This is a genomic window from Klebsiella ornithinolytica NBRC 105727 = ATCC 31898 (assembly GCF_001598295.1).
Classification (GTDB): Bacteria; Pseudomonadota; Gammaproteobacteria; order Enterobacterales; family Enterobacteriaceae; genus Klebsiella; species Klebsiella ornithinolytica.
Genome location: NZ_BCYR01000006.1, coordinates 324,774 through 340,691, shown reverse-complemented (window position 1 = coordinate 340,691; position 15,918 = coordinate 324,774). Strand labels below are relative to the sequence as shown.

Here is a 15,918-nt window from a genome sequence, read left to right as displayed (position 1 = left end):
TAAAACAAAAGGCTCAGTCGAAAGACTGGGCCTTTTGTTTTATCTGTTGTTTGTCGGTGAGTGACTCTTTGAGCAGGACAAATTCGCCGGGAGCGGATTTGAACGTTGCGAAGCAACGGCCCGAAGGGTGGCGGGCAGGAAAGCCCGCCATAAACGGCCAGGCACCAAATCAGTCAGAAGCCCGTCCTCACCGACGGGCTTTTTGCGTTTTTGTCGGTACACAATCTGGCCTGACAGACAGGTGCGATCGGGCATCCCGGACAGATGTCACGCGTAACCCCCCTTCAGGATGGTGAAACAGGCGTCATACCTCACTCAGGCACTGCGCAACGAGAGATTCACTGCAACGCTCATCTTCGAAAATACTGCTTTTCATCTCTCGTGGTGCAGAATATATCCCGCTTCTCTTTATGACGCTTTATTTATTAATATTAAATATTATTTCCTGAGTTTGTTATTGTCGTAATAAATAAAGCCAAAAATCCATATTTATATTTAAAAGTATTTGATTGATTTATATTTTTAATTTTAATCATTACTAATCAATATATTAAAATAGTTTGTTTGTATTTAACGACATGTGCTGTTGTAACTGGACTTTCGAGGGAAAATGTTTTAGTGTCATTAACAGTTTGTTAACTCGATCGAGTTCGTGTCACTGTAATATCGATATAATGTAGCGCGTACGATCAGTATTAATGCTATCCCGATGTCGCTGAGATCCTCCTCTACTCCACGCAGTCTCATGGGTGTGGCATCAATGTTATCGAGCGACACGATGAGAATATAAATGAAGATCCTTTTAAAATGGTCGCCTTTGCGACGGTTCATCCGTTACCTGCAGGAACGCTTCACCTTTTTGGTTCTGCTGTGCTGGCCGGCGATTATCTGGGTTGCTTGCCGGGTGTGCGTCTGGGCCGTTGACAGCGCAATGCTGCTGATGGGGAAACCGGTAAGCGAATCCTTTACCGTCTACCTGCAGCCGCTGATGACGTTCAGCGCGTTAGTGCGTATTTCGCTGAGCTGGGTGGTTCTGCTCTTTATCCTGTTCAGCATGGCGATGGGTTTTACCTGGCTGCTACGTCGCGTGATAAACCGCAAGCACTAACCTCGTCCCTTATCGCCGGTGGCCGTCACCTGACGTACGGCCACCGCGCATCACTCATGCCATTGTGCCAATCGTTTTACGAAAACGTAGCAGTGCAATAGTAAAGAACACGCCGCCGATGGCCATCAGGGTTAAAAACTGCGGCCAGACGATAGCAAAGTCAGCTCCCCGATACAGAATCGCCTGCGCCAGGCTGACAAAATGCGTGGTCGGCATGGTTAACATAATATCCTGCACCGCCTGCGGCATGCTTTCCCGCGGGGTCGACCCACCAGACAGCATCTGCAGCGGCAGCAGCACCAGAATCATCAGCAGCCCCAGCTGCGGCATCGAGCGAGCCAGCGTTCCCATAAAGATACCGATTGAGGTGGTGGCAAACAGGCTCAGGGCCACGCCCAGCATAAACAGCGGGATGGAGCCTTCAATCGGCACCTGTAGCACCCCCTGGACCATGAGCAGCAGCGACAGCCCGGAAACAACCAGGACCACCAGTCCCATCGACCAGATTTTTGCCAGCATAATTTCGAATGGCGTGACCGGCATGACCAGCAGGTGTTCGATTGTCCCGTGCTCGCGCTCGCGGATCAGCGCCGAGCCGGTCAGCACGATGGCCAGCAGGGTGATGTTATTGATGATGGCCATGACCGCGCCAAAACGCTCCTGTTCGAGATTGGGGTTAAAGCGCATGCGCACCGCCAGCTCGACCGGCAGGGTATCATTACCCCGGTAGCGAGCCACGAAGCTGTTCACCTCCCCGCTAATGATATTCTGGATATAGCCATTGCCGGTAAACGCCTGACTCATACGCGTGGCATCGACGTTCACCTGAATTTCCGGCTGCCGTCCGGCGAGCACATCACGCTGAAAGTTGGGCGGAATATTAATGGCAAAAGTATAGTTCCCGGCATCCAGCCCGGCATCCATCTCATCTTCATTGATCAGCTCAGGCGGTAAAAACCACGGCCGATAAAAGCCGTTGATAATACGCGAAGAGAGCTGCGATTTATCCATATCGGCAATCGCGACAGGCGCCAGATGCAGCGACCCCGGCATCACGGTCGCTGAGGAATAGACCGACACGGTGAAGGCGAACAGGATTAAGGTCAGCATCGCCTTATCGCCAAGTAGACTGCGCAGCTCTTTGACGCCGAGATTATAAATATTGCGTAATCCGCGCATCATCCCTCCTGTTTTTTCAGCAGCCACACGCTGAGGCCGAGCACCAGCGGGATGGCAATCAGCAGCGGTATAAAGGACGCCCACAGATCGGTCAGGCTCAGGGCTTTTGAGAATGTGCCGCGGGCAATGGTCAGGAAGTGGCTGGTCGGGTAAATCTGCCCAATCCAGCGCCCTGGCCCCTCCAGCGAAGCGACCGGGTCAATCATGCCGGAAAACTGCGTGGCCGGTATCAGCGTAATAATGGCGGTGCCGAAGATGGCCGCAATCTGGCTTTTCATAAAGGTCGAGATCAGCAGCCCCAACCCGGTGGCGATGGTGACATAGAGCAGCGCCGCCAGCGTCAGGGTCAGAAAACTGCCCTTATGCGCCACGCCAAACACCACGACTGACAGCGCGCACAGCAGGAGGAAGTTAAACATACCCAGCGCGATATACGGCAGCTGCTTGCCCAGTAAAAACTCGCTGCGGGTTGTCGGCGTGACGTACAGATTGATGATTGAACCAAGCTCTTTTTCACGGACCACGCTCAGCGCGCTGAGCATCGCTGGGATCATCATCAACAGCAGCGGGATCACCGCCGGAACAATGGCCGGCAGGCTTTTCACGTCCGGGTTATAGCGATAGCGCGTCTCAATGGATATCAGCGACGTATCGCGACCGGGCGTCGCCTGCCGTCCGGCCATCTCCTGCAGCCAGGCCAGATGCATCGCCTGGACGTAGCCGCGTACCGTCTCAGCCCGGTTAGGCATCGCGCCGTCCACCCAGACGCCAATTTTTACCGGCGTACCGCGGGCAATATTGCGGCCGAAATCAGGTGGAATTTCAATGGCGACGGCCAGTTCGCCGTTGCGCATCCGCCTGTCCAGTTGGTCATAGCTCTGCAGCGGCGGTTGCTCAATGAAGTAGCGCGAACCGGCGATATTCTGCGACCAGCCCTGACTGCTGAGAGTCTGATCGCGATCGAGGACCGCGAAGCGCAGATCTTCCACATCCATACTAATGCCATATCCCATGATGAACATCAGAATCACGGTACCCAACAGCGCCAGAGTCGAACGTACCGGATCGCGCCGCAGCTCCAGCGCTTCACGTCGGCTGTAGCTAAACAGTCGCCGCAGGCTGAACGCCTGGCGCGGGGCCGTCGTTCCGGCGGGAGAGCTAACCGGCGGGGCGGGCGGTATTTGTTCGACGGGCCGCTGGGCATCCTGCAGCCAGGCGATAAACGCCTCTTCAAGGTTCGCCGCGCCGCGCTGCGCAACCAGCGCCTGCGGCGTGTCGCTGGCCAGTACCTTCCCGGCGTGCATTAGCGAAATGCGATCGCAGCGCTCGGCTTCATTCATAAAGTGGGTCGAGATAAAAATCGTTACCCGATCCTGACGGGCGAGATCGACCATCAGCTGCCAGAACATATCCCTGGCGACCGGATCGACGCCGGAAGTCGGTTCATCAAGGATCAGCATTTCCGGACGATGGATCACCGCCACGGCAAGCGAAAGGCGCTGACGAATGCCTAACGGCAGAGAGGCGGGCAGCGCATCTTCGACCTCCGTTAACATAAAACGCTGGCTCATTTCCGCCACCCGAGCGGGGATCTCGGCATCCGGAATGTGAAATAAACGGGCGTGCAGTTCGAGGTTCTGCCTGACGGTCAATTCGCTGTAGAGGGAGAACGCCTGCGACATATAGCCGACGCGGCGACGGGTTTCGATATCCCTGGGATTGACCGGCTGACCAAATAGCCAGGCTTCGCCTTCGCTGGCGGGCAGCAGGCCGGTCAGCATTTTCATGGTGGTTGATTTACCGCAACCGTTCGAACCGAGGAAACCAAAAATCTCGCCGCGCGCGATGCGGAAGTTCACGTGATCGACCGCCACGAAGTTGCCGAAGCGCATGGTCAGGCCGCGGGCTTCAATCGCGATGTCATTTTCCTGAGCGTTACGCGGCGCAATGATCACCTCTTTATGCGCCTTGCGCTGGGCTTCCGGCAGCAGGGCGATAAACGCCTGCTCCAGGGTCTGACTGTGGGTTTGCGCTTTAAGTTCTTCGGCACTGCCGGTTGCCAGTACTTCCCCCGCGTTCATGGCTACCAGCCAGTCGAAGCGTTCCGCCTCTTCCATATAGGCCGTAGCGACCAGTACGCTCATCTCCGGCTGGCGCTGGCGGATGCTGTTAATCAGCTCCCAGAACTGGGCGCGAGAAAGCGGGTCAACGCCGGTCGTCGGTTCATCAAGGATCAACAGCTGCGGATCATGGATCAGCGCGCAGCACAGGCCGAGCTTCTGCTTCATCCCGCCGGATAATTTCCCGGCAGGGCGATCGCGGAAAGGGGCCAGTCCGGTGCTGCGCAGGAGTTCATCGATGCGGTTCTCGCGTTCGGCTTTGTCATGACCAAACAGACGGGCAAAGAAATCGACGTTTTCATATACCGACAGAGTGTGATAGAGGTTTTTGCCCAGCCCCTGCGGCATCCAGGCGATTTTGGGGCAAACATCCCGGCGGTGACGCGCATCGCGCATATCGCCACCGAGCACCATCACGTTACCCTGTTCAATGACCCGCGCACCGGAAATCAGCGACAGTAAGCTGGATTTACCGACGCCATCAGGGCCGATCAGACCGACCATCTGACGAGCGGGGATGCTTAGCGTGATATCCCGCAGCGCGACGGTGGCACCAAAGCGCTGGCCGACGTGTTCCAGCAGGGCGACCGGTGGGTGAGTATCCTGCTGAACGCCTCTCATTGCGGTAACCTCACCGTGAGCGTATCGGGCCACGCCCGCTGGCTATCCAGGCGAACATACGCCATGCCGGGCAGACCGGTTTTCACATACTCCAGATGCTGCTCCAGCAGCTCCGGCGGGATGCGGGCCTTCACGCGGAACATCAGCTTCAGGCGTTCATCGCTGGTTTCTACCGTCTTTGGCGTAAACTGCGCGACGCTGGCGACAAAGCTGATATGAGCAGGCACCACCAGGCCCGGGGCCGCGTCGAGCACGATGCGTGCTTCGCTACCCAGTGCCAGCAAGCCTGCCTGCTCGGTAGGCAGGAAGAAGGTCATATAGACATCGGAGAGGTCAACCATATTCAGCACCCGACCGCCGGCGGCCAGCACTTCGCCCGGTTCGGCGACGCGATACTGAATGCGGCCGTCGCGTGGCGCTTTGAGTTCACTATCGTCAATATCGGCAAGGATGCGCCGTTCGGTTGCCTGAGCGGCATCAACGCGGGTCTGGGCCTGAATAATGCTGGTACGGGCGGCTTCAATTGCCGCTTTTGCCGCTGAGACCTGGGCTCTGGCGGATTCGAGCGCTGCCCGGGCGCTTTCCGCTGCCGCCCGATCGTCGTCAAGCTGCTGGGCTGACACCGCGCCGCGCTGCGACAGCGCGCTGGAGCGCACGTGGCGTTTCGCGGTGGAGTTCAGCTCCGCCTGCCGCTGTTTCACCACCGCTTCGGTGGCGCGCATTTCGCTTTGTCGCTGATCGAGCAGCGCTTTGGCGGCGGCGACCGCGCTTTGCGCCTCTTTAATCTGGGCGGCCGCTTCGAGGCGCTGTTCGTTCAGCACCCGAATATCCATCCGCGCCAGCACCTCGCCCTTGTGAACAAACTGCCCCTCTTTGACCAGAATGGCGTCGATGCGTCCGGCAGTTTTGGTGGCGATATCCACCTCAGTGGCTTCTATTCTGCCGTTGCTGCTGGCAAAGCCCTGCGGAAGTCCCGGCGGACGTAATGCCCACCATATCAGGGCGGCGATAACCGCCAGCAGGCCGATAAGGCACCAGGCCCAGTGCTGTTTGATTTTGTCCATACGCTACTCGCTCTGTTCCATATTGCTGAGTGATGCGCGTCTCTTCCCTCCGTTGTACGGAGCGTTATCCCTTTGTAAGGCAGAGGTGGGGAGGGGCAAGGCCGACCGGCGCGCACGTCCAGCTGCGCGACTACCCGGTGAAATAGATGTGCTACGAATGTGGTCATCATCAGCAATCCTGGCCTTAAATGAAACACGCATAAATATAGCTACTGTCTATGGGATACTAGCATTTACCGTGAGTATGTCCATACGATAAACATGGGTTATTGATGTCGCAGCGCCAATCACCGCAAACGGTCGGACAGGAGAGGGGAAAGCCCGGCTGCTGCATTTTTAATCTGGTTGACCTGGGCGAACTGTTGTATGATTTGCGGCCTTGAAAATAGACCTATGTCGGCGAGTGCTTTATTTCATGAGCGATGAAAGCAAAAAATATATCTCAGTTATTTTTAAGGAGTGGTTGCCGTTGTATGACGGCCTGAAGCCGGAAGTGAAGGCGATTCTTAAAAATATTGCCGCTGAGCAGTCTGAAGCTCTGGCCGCTCGTTTTTATGACTTCATTTTTCAGGATCCCGATATCGCCCGCCACCTGACTTACGATCTGGTTCAGGAACGTCTTAGCCGTTCACTGGCCGTGTGGGTCAACGACATTTTGACCAGCGAGAAAGATCAGCTGCAGGCGCTGGCAGAAAGGCAATATCATATCGGCAGTATTCATGCGCGCATCGGCATCCCCGCTGAGGCCGTACTGCGCGGCGCACGCCAGCTTAAGGCCGGGCTGATTGAATATGTGCGGGATAACGATAAGATTGACCACCAGACCGGCCTTGCGACCATCCACTACGCGGTGATGGCGATTAATATGGCGATCGAGATGATGTGCCATGCCTACACCTTATCGCACTATCGGGCGACGAAAAATGAAGAAGCCTATCGTCTGTATAGCCTGATGGATAATGTGCCAATGGAATATGGCAAACAGCAGGCCTCGCTCTCCGGCTGGGAAAATAGTGCGATTTTTAATATTGTCAGTGAAAATAAGAACGATATTAACGGGACGTTATTATCTGAATCTGAGTTTGGCCTGTGGTTCCGTCATAAATGCGTGCGTTATTTTAACAAGAACGCGCAGATGGAAGAGATCGCCGACTTGATTACGCAGGTAGACAATTTGATCATCGGCTGGAAATCCTCAGACAGCGGCGCTGAATATAAAAATACGCAAACTTTGCTCCAGAGCATCCACATCCTTTGCCAGAAAATCAGCAGCCAGCTCGGGGTCATCTTCAGCAGTCTGTCGCAGATGCAGAACGGTAAAGACTCCCTGACCAGCCTGCTCAACCGCCGCTATCTGCCGGTCGTCCTCAAGCATGAGGTCACGCTCGCCATGGAGCATGAACTGCCGATGACGGTGGCGATTGTCGATATCGATCATTTTAAAGAGATTAATGATAACTGGGGTCATATGGTGGGCGACCGGGCAATCAAGCACGTTGCCGATCTGCTCAGCAATAACATCCGCTCCAGCGATTATATCTTTCGCTACGGCGGCGAAGAGTTTCTGCTGGTTCTGGTGGAAACCGGCGCGGCCGAGGCTTTTGCGCTCCTTGAGCGCTTACGTAAAAGCATCAGCCAGCTCCCGTTTAATGTCGGCGGCGAGACGAATATCGCCATTACCACCAGCGCCGGCTTCGCCGTGCATACCGGCCATCCGGACTATAATCGGCTGCTGCGCGACGCTGACAGTGCGCTGTACGTGGCCAAGCGCAGCGGACGCGACTGCGTGAAGATGCACCAGGTTGAGCAGGACCCGCAGCATTAAAGCGTCGCCCCCCGGCGCTCAGAACAGAACCGGCAATCCTAATCCGCGCATCACCTCATGCAACGTTTGCTGCGTGAGGCGATGCGCCCGCTCGCTCCCCTGACGCAGCAGCTCCAGCAACATTCCTTTATCCGCTATATACGTTGCCCGGCGTTGGCGAATGGGCGCCAGCAGCGTCTGCAGACACTCCTCCAGCGCGTTTTTGCACTGTCGGTCACCCAGCCCGCCGCGTTGATAATGCGCCTTCATCTCGGTGACAAAGGCAGGATTGGGATGGAAAGCATCGAGGTAAGTAAAGACAACATTGCCTTCGATTCGGCCTGGATCGCTGACCCGCAGATGGGTCGGGTCGGTATACATGGCGCCGACCGCACGATGAATCTGCTCTTCACTGGCCGAGAGCGTGAGCGTATTGCCCAGCGATTTTGACATCTTGGCGCCGCCGTCAATGCCCGGCAGGCGGCTGACATCGCTGAGCAGCGCCCGGCAGTGCTGCAGTACCGGCGTCGTGGTCAGGCTATTCATTTTGTGGACGATCTCATTGGTCTGTTCGATCATCGGCAGCTGATCGTCGCCAACCGGTACCAGACCGGCCTTAAACGCGGTGATATCGGCCGCCTGACTAATGGGATAGGCCAGAAAACCGACCGGTAGTGAACGGGAGAATCCCTTCTGGGCGATTTCACTTTTGACCGTCGGGTTACGCTCGACGCGGGCGACGGTGACGATATTCATATACAGCGCGCTCAGTTCCGCCAGGGCAGGCAGCGCTGATTGCAGGCAAATCGTGGTTTTGTGCGGATCGATACCTACCGCCAGATAATCGGCCATCACTTCAAAGATATTGCTGCTGATTTTCTGCGGGTCGCTGCCGTTATCGGTTAATCCCTGCAGATCGGCGATCAGGATAAACTGTTGATGATCGTGCTGCAGCTGTACGCGCTGGCGGAGCGATCCCACGTAGTGGCCGAGATGCAGCTGGCTGGTGGGGCGATCGCCGGTAAGAATGGTCGGGTTGGTATTCATCAGAGACTCCTTACGATGCTGTTAAGCCGAAAGACGTCGCTGAGAAACGATAAAGCCGCCTTCCGGCGGCTTTAAAATGGATATGTGAATCGTGCCGCCTGTTATGCAGGCAGCCACCAACGATATGGGCGGACAATGACGACGATTCTGTTCATCGGACTATCCTGCCACGAAACGCGGCGGCAGTGAAAGCGGTTTTTAGTTAGCGATACACCGGCAGCAGGTTAAAGCTGGATAAAATATGAATGATCGCGTTGGCGCCACCGAAACATAAAATCAGGATAATCATGGTATTGCCGCCCCAGACCCGATAGGCAGGGCTACCAAAACGTCTGCGCGAGGCGCGCGCCAGCAGGGCGGGAACAATAGCGGCCCAGACGGTGGCGGCGAGACCGGCGAAACCGATGGCATAGATAAAACCGTTGGGCCACAGCAGCCCGCCGACAATGGGCGGCAGGAAGGTGACCAGCGCGGTTTTAAAGCGCCCCTGACGGCTATCGTCGAACTTAAACAGATCCGCCAGATAATCAAACAGGCCAAGCGTGACGCCAAGGAACGAACTGGCGACGGCGAAGTTGGAAAAGACGGTTAGCAGTAAATCCAGGCTTGAACTGTTCAGCAGGCCGCTTAGCGTCTGCACCAGCACGTCGATATTGCCGCCTTTCCCGGCGATATCGATAAACGCCGGACGCGGAATATTGCCCATCGTACCGACCAGCCAGATAATATACAGCACCAGTGCCATCAGCGTGCCGAGCAGCAGGCAGCGGCGAATGACCTGCGGGTCTTTACCGTAGTACTTCATCAGGCTGGGGACATTGCCGTGATAGCCAAAGGACGCCAGACAGAACGGCAGCGTCATCAGCACGTAGGGCAGATACGACGCATTCGCTTCCGCGCGATTGAACAGAATCGCGGGCTCCACGTGCCACATCAGACCGCCAAAGGTCATAAAGAAGGTGAGAATTTTGGCGCCCAGTACGATGGTGGTCATCCGGCTGACCGCTTTAGTGCTCAGCCAGACGATAAAGGCGACGACCAGCGCGAACGCCAGGCCGCCTGAGCGCGCGGGAACCGCGAGATGCATTTGCGCAAAAGTATGCTGAATAACCGAACCGCTGGCGGATATATAGGCATAGGTTAAAATATATAATACGAAGGCCACGGTCAGGCCGTTAATAATATTCCAGCCGGTGCCCAGTAAATCTTTCGTAATAGTGTCGAAGCTGGCGCCAATATGATAATTCAGATTCGCCTCGAGGATCATTAACCCCGAATGCAACATACAAAACCAGGTAAATACCAATGCCAGCAGAGACCAGAAAAACCAGGCGCCGGACATGACCACTGGTAATGAGAACATGCCTGCGCCAATAATAGTGCCGCCGATAATCATCGCCCCGCCAATAAGCGATGGCGTATTTGTTGAGACCGCTTTTGCGACCGATAATGTAGCCATAAGGTTATTCCTCACGTGGCTATATATTAAGTAACAGGTTGCGGGAAAACGGCTACCGAGACGCAACCCGAGCGATTGAGCTTATTTTTCTGTATGCGAAATTAAAGGCGCTCCCGTTGCGAGAGCGCCCGGGGGGTTATTTCACCGGTTTCAGTCTGGCGACGAAGTGGCGTAATACCGGCGGCTCATAGGTAAAGGTCAGGCCCTTAATCGTGGCGGCGCGGGCCTTAACGGCAATCAGCGCATCAGCGATATAGTCCATATGATCGTTAGTATAAACGCGGCGCGGAATGGTCAGGCGCAGCAGCTCCATCGGCGAGGCCTTCTGCTTGCCGGTTTCCGGGTCGCGGCCGAGCAGCAGGGAGCCGATTTCCACGCTGCGGATACCCGCCTCCAGATACAGCTCGTTGTTTAACGCGTGCGCCGGGAACTGCTCCGCCGGGATATGCGGCAGCAGCAGTTTCGCATCAACGAATACCGCATGACCGCCGGTCGGATATTGAATCGGAATGCCGCCTTCGCGCAGGCGTTCGCCAAGGTATTCCACCTGATTGATACGATAAGCGAGGTAATCCTCGTTGGTACCTTCTTCCAGACCAATAGCCAGCGCCTCCATATCGCGTCCCGCCAGACCACCGTAGGTGACAAAGCCTTCCATCGGTACGCAGCGAATACGCACTTCGTTGAATAGCTCTTCGTCATCGCGGAAACAGCACAGGCCGCCGATATTCACCATCGGGTCTTTCTTGGCAGACATGGTCAGCATATCGCCGTACTGGTACATCTCGAGAATAATCTCTTTCACCGATTTATCGGCGTAACCCTCTTCGCGCTGTTTGATAAACCAGGCGTTTTCGCAGAAGCGGGCGGAGTCGATCACCACCGGAATATTATTCTGGCGGGCAATCTGATATACCTCGCGCATATTCGCCAGCGATACCGGCTGGCCGCCAGAGCTGTTACAGGTGACGGTGGTAATGATGGCCGCCACATTTTCTGCGCCATGTTCGGCGATGGTCGCTTTCAGCAAATCAATGTCGAAATTGCCCTTCCAGTCGTACCACGACGTGGTGTCGAAGGCTTTTGGCGTCACTACGTTAATCGCTTTCGCGCCGTTGAGTTCGACGTGGGCGGCGGTGGTATCGAAATGGAAGTTAGAAATAAACACCGGATGCGCCGACTTGCGGCGGGCAATCAGGCTCGGGAACAGAATCTGCTCTGCGCCCCGCCCCTGGTGGGTCGGAATGGTGTACGGATAGCCGATAATCTCTTTGACCTTCTCGCACAGGTGCTGATAGTTACGCGACCCGGCGTAAGCCTCATCGCCCATCATCAGCCCGGCCCACTGATGGTCGCTCATCGCGCCGGTGCCGGAGTCGGTCAGCAGGTCGATATAAACGTCCTGACTATTGAGCAAAAACGGGTTATAGCCTGCTTCTGCCAGGGCTTTGACTCGATCGTCAAAGGTGGTCATGCGAATGTTTTCGACCATTTTAATGCGGAACGGCTCAGGGATGCGTTTCATTTATTTTCTCCATGGGAATGCTGTGCCGCGTTTGGCTATTCGGCGACAAATAACAGGCGCAACAAATAGCGACTAAACGCAGTGCTAAATTAATTTTATTTAGAGGGTAAACAGCAGCGGAGAATTAACGAGGGAAGTCGTTGGAGATACGGTGATCCAAATTATACCAGTCGTCCAGGCCGCCCTGGGCAATGAGGCGATAAATCGATTTTTGCGTCATTACATCGTCCTCTGTAGGTGAAGGGATGTGATAAAAATAAGGCAAAATGAGAAAATAACTACGATTAAAATCACAAAAAGTTATTTATGGCTAAACGGAGCAGCAAAATTTGACGTTGGTCGTGTTTTTAGCGTTATTGATTATTTGATTAGCAGGCGATGGTTTTTTGTTTTTTTTATTGCGGCAATAACATGTTATTGAGTGCGGTTTTTGCGCCCTCATCGAACTCAATGAAGGCGCAGGCGAAACTTACATGCTGGAGAAGACGTTCATGATGATGCCGCCGGAAATAATCAGCACCATGGCGAGGATCGCCGGCAGATCCGGTTTTTGCTTGTAGAGGATCATCGAGCAGATGGTGACGCCGACGATGCCAAAGCCGCACCATAGCGAGTAGGCGACGCCCACCGGAATGGTGCTCATCGCGCGAGTGAGGGCGAAGTAGCACAGGCCGTAGGCGCAGACCACCAGTACCGACGGCGCCAGTTTACTAAAGCCGTTGGTCTTTTTGATCATCGAGGTACCGGTGATTTCGGAGCCGATAGACAGCGCCAACCATAAAAATCCGAGATTAAACATATGCGATTCCTTTTTCGTTAGTTGGCGACTTTTTTGTCCAGGGATGAGGGTGAAGCAACTGGTTTAACTGGCGTATCTTCGCTCTCTTCGCTACCCATTTTGGAAAACAGATTCATGATAACGATGCCGCTGGCGATAACGGCCATGCCGATAATCGCCGCGGTGTCCGGATGCTGACCGTAAAATGCCATCCCCAGCGTCGAAACCACCAGAATCCCGGTACCGGACCAGGTGGCGTACGCCAGGCCAACGGGAATATCTTTCACCGCGCGGGAAAGGGAGTAGTAGCAGGTGCAGTACAGCAGCACCAGCAGCCCGAGCAGCAGCATTTTGGTGGTCCCTTCGCTGCTACCGAACATTTTCAGGGTGGAAGTGGCCGAGGTTTCCGAAAGGATAACCAACAGCATCCATAGCCAACATTTTGTTTTTGAAGACATAATAAACTCCGGATCTATTTATTAAGGTAGGGTTCTTTTTTTCTGTTTTTCAAAAAATCGATAGCGGCATCGGTTAACTGCGCTGCGGGGGCACAGGCCAGCGCCGGATTATTCACGATGTCTGTGACAGTGAGATAACGCCGCGCGCCGGCGGTCGGTGCCTGAGCGGGCGCCTCCGTTCCTGCTGCCAGCTTCGCCAGTAGCTCATTCATGGTGCACAGCGTGACACCGCATGCCGTCAGCCGGGTCAACGTGGACTGCATATGTCCGGCGTAGGGCGTCGTGCTATCTGCTCCGCGCAGCTGGTTTAACTCGCTGGCCGGATCGCAGTGATAGCGCAGCGCCATTACCGGCATGCCGGTAAGCAGAGCAGCATGCAATCGTCTGGCTTGCGGGTTTTGCAAGGTGCCGTTAACCAGATCGGCCGCCAGCGGATAGTCGAGAAACGGCACCACTACGGCCCGCCAGGCTGTCGACGGCAGCGCTTCCTGCCAGGCGTTGGACGGCAGCGTTTCACCGACCGCCTGCCACAGCGCGGCATCCGTCACACTTTCGTCCAGCGCCAGCTGCAGACGCTGTCCGCATCCCGCCAGACGGCTGCGGATGGCCTGGCGATAGCCCGCGGCCGGACCAACCATCACCAGCACCGGCGGCCGCAGACGCTGGATAATGCGTTCCACCAGGTATTCCATCTGTTCGTCGGTCATGGCTGGCCTCCGTTAAGCGATGAGCGTGACCTGCGCGCCGTTTTTCAGTCCGGCGGCGTTGGCTTCTTCGGTATCAATATGAAACTCCAGCGCGAAGTCATCGCGCACCCGCACCACCACTTCGTCGAAGGTCAGCTGGCGTTCGCCGTTGCTGCGGACGCTCACCTTCTGGCCATTGGCGACATTCAACTGCCGCGCATCCTGCGGCGACATATGGATATGCCGCCAGGCGCAGATCACCTGAGAGCGCAGTTCGACGTGGCCGGCCGGGCCGATCAGCAGCGCGTTACCCGCGTTCTCCAGCTGGCCAGATTCGCGAACCGGCGCTTTGATGCCGAGGGTAAAGCAGTCGGCGCGGGAGATTTCCAGTTGAGTCACCGGGCGGGTTGGCCCGAGGACGCGAACCTGAGCGAGCGAGCCCTTCGGGCCGACGACGGTCACGCACTCCTGGGCGGCAAACTGCCCCGGCTGGCGTAGGGGTTTAAACGGCGTCAGCGTATAACCCTGGCCAAACAGCGCCTCGACATCCTGCTGAGACAGATGAACGTGACGGTTAGAGATACCGACCGGGATATCGGGCGCGGAGCGCGTCAGTCGGGCGGTGATTTTTTCATGTAGCAGGGTGTCGATCATGCCTTCTTCCCTTTCTTCATCGCGGCATTTTTATCTTCCGGCTCCCCCGGCGCTGGCGGGGAAGGCGGCGTCTGCGGCTCGACTTTTTCCATCGCAGCCGGCACTGCGTTTTTCATGTCGGCGTGGTTCGCGACCGGTTTTGCCTCCGGGCGGCCTTTCAGATGACTCAGCGCCGCCACCACGCTGGGTTCCGGACGGGCGATGACCAGCGACTTGACGTGCTGCGCAGCGCCCGCCACCTCGACGCCGCGCTCAATGGCGGTGTGGATGGCGCTGATCTCGCCTTCGAAGCAGACGCTGACCAGCCCCGATCCGATTTTGCGATAGCCAATGCAGGTCACGCCTGCGGCTTTACAGGCGGCGTCTACGGCCTGAATGGCGGTGACCAGCCCTCGCGTTTCAATTACGCCTAAACTTTTCATTGTCGGCTCCTGTTAATGGCGGACTAAGCGAATATCAAAATCAAACTGCGTGAAGAACGTCTCCAGCTGGTTCAGCTCTTCGGACGAATAAGACGGGTCCTGGGTAATGGGGTAGGGCATATCCAGGCGCTCGTATTTTTTGCGGCCCAGCTGGTGGTACGGCAGCATGTCGATGCGGCGGATATTTCCGCGCTTCGCCAGTTTCTGCACGTAATCAATAGCCCCGGTAATGGCATCAAATGAGTCGTTATATCCGCGAACCAGCGGCATGCGAATAATCACGTTAGCGCCGGAGTCCACCAGCCATTCCAGATTGCGGCGAATACCTTCATTGCCGATGCCAAATAACGCTTTATGGTGTTCGCTGTTTATTTGCTTAATATCGAATAAGAAGGTGTCGGTCACCGGCGCCAGCTTTTGATAATTGGCCAGCGGGGTCGTGCCCTGGGTTTCGATGGCGGTATTGAGCATCATCTTTTTGCATTCGCTGAACAGCGCCACGGCAAAATCGGTTTGCAGGCTCATTTCACCGCCGCCGATGGTCACGCCGCCGCCGGAAGCAATGTAGAAGTCATAATCTTGCATGATGATGTCCATCAGCTCGCTGACGGTGACGTCTTTACCCATAATATCCAGCGCGTTCTGGGTACAAATCTCTTCGCATTTGCGGCAGCCAATACAGTCTTTATTACGGTCGACAAAATGCTTCATCTCGCCGTTTTCTTCTGCCCGATAGTGAATGCCGGCCGGGCAGACATTGACGCAGTCGCCGCAGTTAATGCATTTGTCGTGCGAGAACATGACCTGGAACTGGCTATTCAGCCCCTCCGGGTTAGCGCACCATGGGCAGCGTATATTGCAGCCTTTGAAAAAAACCAGCGTGCGAATGCCATCGCCGTCGTAGATCGAATATTTCTGAATATTGAATATTCGTCCGGTTAATTCTTGTTTTGCGCTCACACATACCTCCAGTAAAACGATCGGGACATCCGT

The 15,918-nt window shown here is 55.7% G+C and carries 15 protein-coding genes; 2 read left to right on the top strand and 13 right to left on the bottom strand.

The genetic code is table 11. From position 1 onward, the window contains the following. Positions 1–790 precede the first annotated feature (790 nt). Positions 791–1,108 carry a hypothetical protein gene (locus ROR01S_RS14735; RefSeq protein WP_004857445.1) on the top strand — a complete coding sequence of 106 codons (318 nt, stop codon included), beginning with the start codon at positions 791–793 and terminating at the stop codon, positions 1,106–1,108. Positions 1,109–1,162: 54 nt separating this feature from the next. Here the strand turns inward: ROR01S_RS14735 and ROR01S_RS14730 are convergent, their stop codons facing one another. From ROR01S_RS14730 to ROR01S_RS14720, 3 genes are read right to left on the bottom strand one after another with little or no spacing between them, the layout of a single operon-like run. Next, a complete protein-coding gene (locus ROR01S_RS14730; RefSeq protein WP_004857446.1) occupies positions 1,163–2,287 on the bottom strand; it encodes an ABC transporter permease in 1,125 nt (374 codons plus the stop codon). Continuing rightward, a complete protein-coding gene (gene rbbA, locus ROR01S_RS14725; protein WP_064359621.1) occupies positions 2,287–5,028 on the bottom strand; it encodes a ribosome-associated ATPase/putative transporter RbbA in 2,742 nt (913 codons plus the stop codon). Before rbbA ends, ROR01S_RS14730 begins: the two co-directional genes overlap by 1 nt. Then, entirely contained in the window at positions 5,025–6,092 is a 1,068-nt protein-coding gene (locus tag ROR01S_RS14720; RefSeq protein ID WP_004857450.1) for an HlyD family secretion protein, read from the bottom strand. The genes rbbA and ROR01S_RS14720 overlap by 4 nt, the downstream gene beginning before the upstream one ends. A 415-nt stretch (positions 6,093–6,507) precedes the next feature. Here ROR01S_RS14720 and ROR01S_RS14715 point away from each other — a divergent pair, with 415 nt between their 5' ends. Next, positions 6,508–7,917: a diguanylate cyclase gene (locus ROR01S_RS14715; protein ID WP_015585235.1), complete on the top strand. Its 1,410-nt coding sequence runs from the start codon at positions 6,508–6,510 to the stop codon at positions 7,915–7,917. 18 nt (positions 7,918–7,935) lie between these two features. Here ROR01S_RS14715 and trpS read toward each other — a convergent pair whose 3' ends face one another. From trpS to cutD, 10 genes are all read right to left on the bottom strand, one after another. After that, positions 7,936–8,943 carry a tryptophan--tRNA ligase gene (trpS, locus tag ROR01S_RS14710; protein WP_064359620.1) on the bottom strand — a complete coding sequence of 336 codons (1,008 nt, stop codon included), beginning with the start codon at positions 8,941–8,943 and terminating at the stop codon, positions 7,936–7,938. A gap of 202 nt (positions 8,944–9,145) precedes the next feature. Beyond that, complete coding sequence (gene mtr, locus ROR01S_RS14705; protein ID WP_032716496.1) at positions 9,146–10,402, bottom strand: tryptophan permease; 1,257 nt, start codon at positions 10,400–10,402, stop codon at positions 9,146–9,148. Between the two features lie 136 nt (positions 10,403–10,538). Further along, on the bottom strand, positions 10,539–11,927 hold the full coding sequence (gene tnaA / locus ROR01S_RS14700) for a tryptophanase (RefSeq protein ID WP_004857462.1): 1,389 nt from the start codon (positions 11,925–11,927) through the stop codon (positions 10,539–10,541). Between the two features lie 124 nt (positions 11,928–12,051). Further along, positions 12,052–12,147, bottom strand: coding sequence for a tryptophanase leader peptide (gene tnaC, locus ROR01S_RS14695; RefSeq protein ID WP_004098218.1), 96 nt, complete (start codon positions 12,145–12,147; stop codon positions 12,052–12,054). Positions 12,148–12,396: 249 nt separating this feature from the next. Next, on the bottom strand, positions 12,397–12,726 hold the full coding sequence (locus tag ROR01S_RS14690; RefSeq protein ID WP_004857466.1) for a DMT family transporter: 330 nt from the start codon (positions 12,724–12,726) through the stop codon (positions 12,397–12,399). A gap of 17 nt (positions 12,727–12,743) precedes the next feature. Further along, positions 12,744–13,163, bottom strand: a complete 420-nt coding sequence (locus ROR01S_RS14685) for a DMT family transporter (protein WP_004857468.1) — start codon at positions 13,161–13,163, stop codon at positions 12,744–12,746. 14 nt (positions 13,164–13,177) lie between these two features. After that, a complete protein-coding gene (locus tag ROR01S_RS14680; protein WP_064359619.1) occupies positions 13,178–13,870 on the bottom strand; it encodes a hypothetical protein in 693 nt (230 codons plus the stop codon). Between the two features lie 12 nt (positions 13,871–13,882). Next, on the bottom strand, positions 13,883–14,503 hold the full coding sequence (locus tag ROR01S_RS14675) for a phosphate propanoyltransferase (protein WP_064359618.1): 621 nt from the start codon (positions 14,501–14,503) through the stop codon (positions 13,883–13,885). Further along, positions 14,500–14,925 (bottom strand): BMC domain-containing protein, encoded by a 426-nt coding sequence (locus ROR01S_RS14670; protein WP_064359617.1) that lies wholly within the window; start codon positions 14,923–14,925, stop codon positions 14,500–14,502. The genes ROR01S_RS14675 and ROR01S_RS14670 overlap by 4 nt, the downstream gene beginning before the upstream one ends. A 12-nt stretch (positions 14,926–14,937) precedes the next feature. Next, positions 14,938–15,885, bottom strand: coding sequence for a choline TMA-lyase-activating enzyme (cutD, locus tag ROR01S_RS14665; RefSeq protein ID WP_004857478.1), 948 nt, complete (start codon positions 15,883–15,885; stop codon positions 14,938–14,940). Between the last annotated feature and the right edge of the window lie 33 nt (positions 15,886–15,918).

Excerpts from the sequence above, each read along its gene's own strand:
- ROR01S_RS14685 (WP_004857468.1), bottom strand. The coding sequence starts at position 13,163 with ATGTCTTCAAAAACAAAATGTTGGCTATGGATGCTGTTGGTTATCCTT.
- mtr (WP_032716496.1), bottom strand. The coding sequence starts at position 10,402 with ATGGCTACATTATCGGTCGCAAAAGCGGTCTCAACAAATACGCCATCG.
- tnaC (WP_004098218.1), bottom strand. The coding sequence starts at position 12,147 with ATGACGCAAAAATCGATTTATCGCCTCATTGCCCAGGGCGGCCTGGAC.
- ROR01S_RS14715 (WP_015585235.1), top strand. The coding sequence starts at position 6,508 with ATGAGCGATGAAAGCAAAAAATATATCTCAGTTATTTTTAAGGAGTGG.
- tnaA (WP_004857462.1), bottom strand. The coding sequence starts at position 11,927 with ATGAAACGCATCCCTGAGCCGTTCCGCATTAAAATGGTCGAAAACATT.
- ROR01S_RS14690 (WP_004857466.1), bottom strand. The coding sequence starts at position 12,726 with ATGTTTAATCTCGGATTTTTATGGTTGGCGCTGTCTATCGGCTCCGAA.
- ROR01S_RS14675 (WP_064359618.1), bottom strand. The coding sequence starts at position 14,503 with ATGATCGACACCCTGCTACATGAAAAAATCACCGCCCGACTGACGCGC.
- ROR01S_RS14735 (WP_004857445.1), top strand. The coding sequence starts at position 791 with ATGAAGATCCTTTTAAAATGGTCGCCTTTGCGACGGTTCATCCGTTAC.
- ROR01S_RS14670 (WP_064359617.1), bottom strand. The coding sequence starts at position 14,925 with ATGAAAAGTTTAGGCGTAATTGAAACGCGAGGGCTGGTCACCGCCATT.
- ROR01S_RS14680 (WP_064359619.1), bottom strand. The coding sequence starts at position 13,870 with ATGACCGACGAACAGATGGAATACCTGGTGGAACGCATTATCCAGCGT.
- trpS (WP_064359620.1), bottom strand. The coding sequence starts at position 8,943 with ATGAATACCAACCCGACCATTCTTACCGGCGATCGCCCCACCAGCCAG.
- ROR01S_RS14730 (WP_004857446.1), bottom strand. The coding sequence starts at position 2,287 with ATGCGCGGATTACGCAATATTTATAATCTCGGCGTCAAAGAGCTGCGC.
- ROR01S_RS14720 (WP_004857450.1), bottom strand. The coding sequence starts at position 6,092 with ATGGACAAAATCAAACAGCACTGGGCCTGGTGCCTTATCGGCCTGCTG.
- rbbA (WP_064359621.1), bottom strand. The coding sequence starts at position 5,028 with ATGAGAGGCGTTCAGCAGGATACTCACCCACCGGTCGCCCTGCTGGAA.